Source organism: Nocardiopsis halotolerans DSM 44410 (genome assembly GCF_000341065.1).
Lineage (GTDB): Bacteria > Actinomycetota > Actinomycetes > Streptosporangiales > Streptosporangiaceae > Nocardiopsis > Nocardiopsis halotolerans.
Map to the genome: position 1 here is coordinate 29,293 of NZ_ANAX01000175.1, position 4,204 is coordinate 33,496.

Below are 4,204 nucleotides of genomic sequence, written 5' to 3' on the forward strand. Positions count from 1 at the left end.
AGCCGAGCCCCACGTCCTCCAGTCGCCGCAGGATCCTCGCGGCCGCGGGCACCTTGGCCCCGTCGACTCCGCCGTCGAAGAACACGTGCGCCTCGCTGACGGACATCGCGAGCACCTCACTGATGTCCTTGCCCTTCTCCTGGCCGCCGAGGCGGTACTCCAGCACCTCCGCCTGGAACCGCTTGCCGCCGCACTCCTCGCACGGCGCGGCGACGTCGGCCATCACCGCCAGGTCGGTGTAGACCACCCCGGCGCCGTTGCAGGCCGGGCAGGCGCCCTGGGAGTTGGGGCTGAACAGCGCCGGTTTCACGCCGTTCTCCTTGGCGAAGGCCTTGCGGATCGGGTCGAGCATCCCCGTGTAGGTCGCCGGGTTGCTGCGCCGCGAACCGCGGATCGCGCCCTGGTCGACCGTCACCACCCCGGCGCCCGACGGGAGCGACCCGTGCAGCAGCGAGCTCTTCCCGCTTCCCGCCACGCCGGTCACCACGCACAGCACGCCCAGCGGCACGTCCACGTCGACGTCGCGCAGGTTGTTGGTGTCGGCGCCGCGGATCTCCAGGGCACCGGTGGACGTGCGCACCTCCGGCTTGAGCCGCGCACGGTCGTCGAGGTGGCGACCGGTGGTCGTCCCGCTGGCGCGCAGCCCGTCGACCGTGCCCTCGAAGTTGATCGTGCCGCCCTCCGTCCCGGCACCGGGACCCAGGTCGATGACGTGGTCGGCGATCGCGATCGTCTCCGGCTTGTGCTCCACGACGAGCACCGTGTTGCCCTTGTCCCGCAGCCGGAGCAGCAGGTCGTTCATCCGCTGGATGTCATGGGGGTGCAGGCCGATGGTGGGCTCGTCGAAGACGTAGGTGACGTCGGTGAGCGCGGAGCCGAGGTGGCGGATCAGCTTCGTGCGCTGCGCCTCGCCCCCCGACAGGGTTCCCGACGGCCGGTCGAGCGAGAGGTATCCCAGCCCGATCTCCACGAACGAGTCGAGGGTGTGCCCGAGCTTCGCGAGCAGCGGCGCCACCGGCCCCCACGCGTGGCTGACGCCACTGTACGCGTGGGAGGTGCCCCCTGGCTCGTCGAGGTCGCGGACCCAGGCGGCCAGGTCGCTGATCTGCATCGCGCACGCGTCGGCGATGCTGATCCCGTTGATCCTCGACGACCGGGCCGCCTCGCTCAGACGGGTGCCGTCGCACTCGGGGCAGGCGGTGAAGGTGACCGCACGGTCCACGAACTCCCGGATGTGCGGCTGCATCGCCTCCCGGTCCTTGGACAGGAACGACTTCTGGATCTTGGGGATCAGTCCCTCGTAGGTGAGGTTGACGCCCTCGATCTTCACCTTCACCGGCTCCTTGTGGAGGAGGTTGTGCAGTTCCTCCTCGGTGTAGTCGCGGATCGGCTTGTCCGGGTCGACGAGGCCCGACTCGGCGTAGACCCGCACCGTCCAGAAGCTGTCCGACTTCCAGCCCGGGATGGTGAACGCACCCTCGGAGATCGACTTGGAGTCGTCGTAGAGCTGGCTGAGGTCGATGTCGGAGACCGTGCCCCGGCCCTCGCAGTGCGTGCACATGCCGCCGGTGCGGGTGAAGGTCTGCTTCACGGCCCTGCCGGTGCCGACCTTGATGGCGCCGCTCGCCTGGACCGAGGCGACGTTGAACGAGAACGCGTTGGGCGAGCCGATGTGGGGCCTACCGAGCCGGCTGAAGAGGATGCGCAGCAGCGAGTTGGCGTCGGTGGCGGTGCCCACCGTGGAGCGGACGTTGGCGCCCATCCTCTCCTGGTCGATGATGATCGCCGTGGTCAGCCCGTCGAGGACGTCGACGTCGGGCCTGGCCAGCGTCGGCATGAGGCCCTGCACGAAGGCGCTGTAGGTCTCGTTGATCATCCGCTGCGACTCCGCGGCGATCGTGCTGAACACCAGCGAGCTCTTGCCCGAACCGGAGACACCGGTGAAGACCGTGAGCCGACGCTTGGGGATCTCGACGCTGACGTCCTTGAGGTTGTTCTCGCGTGCGCCGTACACGCGGATCATGTCGTGGCTGTCGGCGACGTGCAGCGCGGGCGACTGCGGGTCCGTCCTCATCGTGTCTCCGTGGTTCGTCGGGTGGCGCGGGTGCGGGACCGGGCGGGCTCCGCCGGTCGTGGAAGGGGTTCGGGAACGTGGCCCCCGGGCGGGTGGCGGCGGTCGTCGGGCCGCCGCCCCCGGCGTCGTGCGCGGGCTCCCTCAGGTGCCCTGGGTCATGGCCGCGGTCGCCGGGCGGCTCAGGTCACTTCCTGGATGCGGACCATGTTGCCCGCGGGGTCGCGGAAGGCGCAGTCGCGCACGCCGTAGGGCTGCGTGGTCGGCTCCTGGACGACCTCGGTGTCGCCCGCCTGCACCCGCTCGAAGGTGTCGTCGAGGTTCTTCGTGGCCAGCAGGATCCAGCCGTAGGTGCCCTTGGCCATCATCTCGGCGATGGTGCGGCGCTCGTCGTCGGTCATGCCGGGGTCGGCGTCGGGCGGCGCCAGCAGGATGGACGTGCCGGGCTGGTCGGCGGGGCCGACCGTGATCCAGCGCATCCTCCCGGTGCCGACGTCGTTGCGGACCTCGAAGCCGAGGGTGTCGCGGTAGAAGGCCAGGGAGGCCTCGGGGTCCTCGTGCGGGAGGAAGCTGGTGTAGATCGTGATGTCCATGACAGTCACGCTAGGCCTGGCCGGGTGTTGCGCGCTTCTTGATTCCTGATCGGTCTGGTCACCTGTTTGGCCACGCACGCGGGCAGCCCCTCCGCCGAGCGCGCCGCCCGCTGCCGGTAGGTGCTGGGCGGCACGCCGACCAGTTCGGTGAAACGGGTGCTGAAGGTGCCCAGCGACGCGCAGCCGACCTCGAAGCAGACCTCGGTGACGCTGAGGTCGCCACGGCGGAGCAGGGCCATCGCGCGTTCGATGCGCCGCGTCATCAGGTAGGAGTACGGCGATTCGCCGTAGGCGAGCCGGAACTGGCGGCTNTGCACGCCGCGGGCGAGCGCCTCGACGTCCAGGGGCCGGGCGTACTCCCGGTCGATCCGGTCGCGGACACGGCGCAGCCGCGCGAGGTCCTGTGGGCGCTGCGCGTTGACGGGTCTGCTGCTCACCTTTCGGATCATGCCACGCCGCACCGACGGAAGTCGGGCGCGGGACACCGACGAAAGTGGTGCCGGGCGGCGCGAGGACCCCCCGGAACAGTGCAGCGGTTCCTGGCTTTCGGCAGAGGTGCCGGAACGCCCCCCGCTTCTAGGCTCTTCCCGCACCTGAAGGGAAACGGGCACGGGAGACGGAATGCCGAGCACGCCGAGCACGAACGCGGGGACCTGAACCATGCTGCGCACCACACTGGCGGGCCTGCGCCTGCACCGGGGCCGTCTGTTCACCACGGCGCTGGCCATCGTGCTGGGCGTCATGTTCGTGACCGGCATCCTCGTCTTCACCGACACCATGCGCGAGAGCTACAGCCAACAGGCCCTGAGCGGCGTGGACGGGTTCGACGCGCTCGTCATCGCCGACCGCGGGGAGGAGGCCGCACCGACCGGGCTCGACCGGGACCTTCTCGAACGGATCCGCGACCTGCCCGAGGTCGCCTCCGCGGCGGGCCTGGTCCACGGCGGCGCCGCGTTGCTGGACGAGCGGGGCCGCGTGGCGGGCCAGGTGCCGACCCTGGCCCTGTCCCTGCCCGGTGACGAGGTCCTCCACCGCTACCCCGTGGTCGAGGGACGGGCGCCGGAGGCCGCCGACGAGGTCGCCCTCGCCACCGCGACGCACCGCCAGACCGGCCACGGCGTCGGCGACCGCGTGGAGGTGCGCGGAGACGACGGGGAGACGCACACGTTCACCGTCGTCGGCCTGGTCAACGCCGGTTTCAACTCCCTGATGAACTTCCGGGGGTCCCTGTTCTACACCCCCGGGACCGCCGTCGCGATGACCGGCCGCGACGACTTCGTCGAGATCGACGTCGTGGGCACCGACGGGCTGTCGCAGGAACGCGTCACCGAAGCCGTGGCGGCGGTCGTCGAGGCGGCCGGGACCGAGGGGGTCGACGTCACCACCGGGCGGGACTACGCGGCGCTCCTGTCCGACGCGGCCAGCCTCCAGGCGGAGGTCTACGCCATGGCCCTGCTGCTGTTCGGCGCGATCGCGGTGTTCGTCGGCGGACTGGTCATCCACAACACCTTCGCCATCCTCATCGCCCAGCGGCAGGCGG

At 70.7% G+C, this 4,204-nt stretch carries 4 protein-coding genes (1 of these 4 cut by a window edge); 1 reads left to right on the forward strand and 3 read right to left on the reverse strand.

From position 1 onward, the window contains the following. The 3 genes from D455_RS0113475 to D455_RS0113485 form a co-directional block, all read right to left on the reverse strand. Positions 1–2,074: the 5' portion of an excinuclease ABC subunit UvrA gene (locus D455_RS0113475; protein ID WP_017571243.1), read on the reverse strand. It extends 341 nt beyond the left edge of the window; 2,074 of the gene's 2,415 nt are visible here — the first part of the coding sequence; the start codon lies at positions 2,072–2,074; its stop codon lies off the left edge, out of view. A gap of 179 nt (positions 2,075–2,253) precedes the next feature. Further along, positions 2,254–2,664 (reverse strand): VOC family protein, encoded by a 411-nt coding sequence (locus D455_RS0113480; RefSeq protein ID WP_017571244.1) that lies wholly within the window; start codon positions 2,662–2,664, stop codon positions 2,254–2,256. Between the two features lie 5 nt (positions 2,665–2,669). After that, the gene (locus D455_RS0113485; RefSeq protein ID WP_017571245.1) at positions 2,670–3,113 is read right to left on the reverse strand and encodes a helix-turn-helix transcriptional regulator; all 444 of its coding nucleotides are present in this window, start codon (positions 3,111–3,113) and stop codon (positions 2,670–2,672) included. Between the two features lie 211 nt (positions 3,114–3,324). Between D455_RS0113485 and D455_RS0113490 the strand changes: the two genes are divergently transcribed. Continuing rightward, positions 3,325–4,204: ABC transporter permease (locus D455_RS0113490; protein WP_017571246.1), on the forward strand; the 880-nt coding region annotated here is incomplete at its 3' end.

Bases quoted from the DNA above. Each gene is read 5' to 3' on its own strand.
- D455_RS0113480 (WP_017571244.1), bottom strand. From the start codon at position 2,664: ATGGACATCACGATCTACACCAGCTTCCTCCCGCACGAGGACCCCGAG.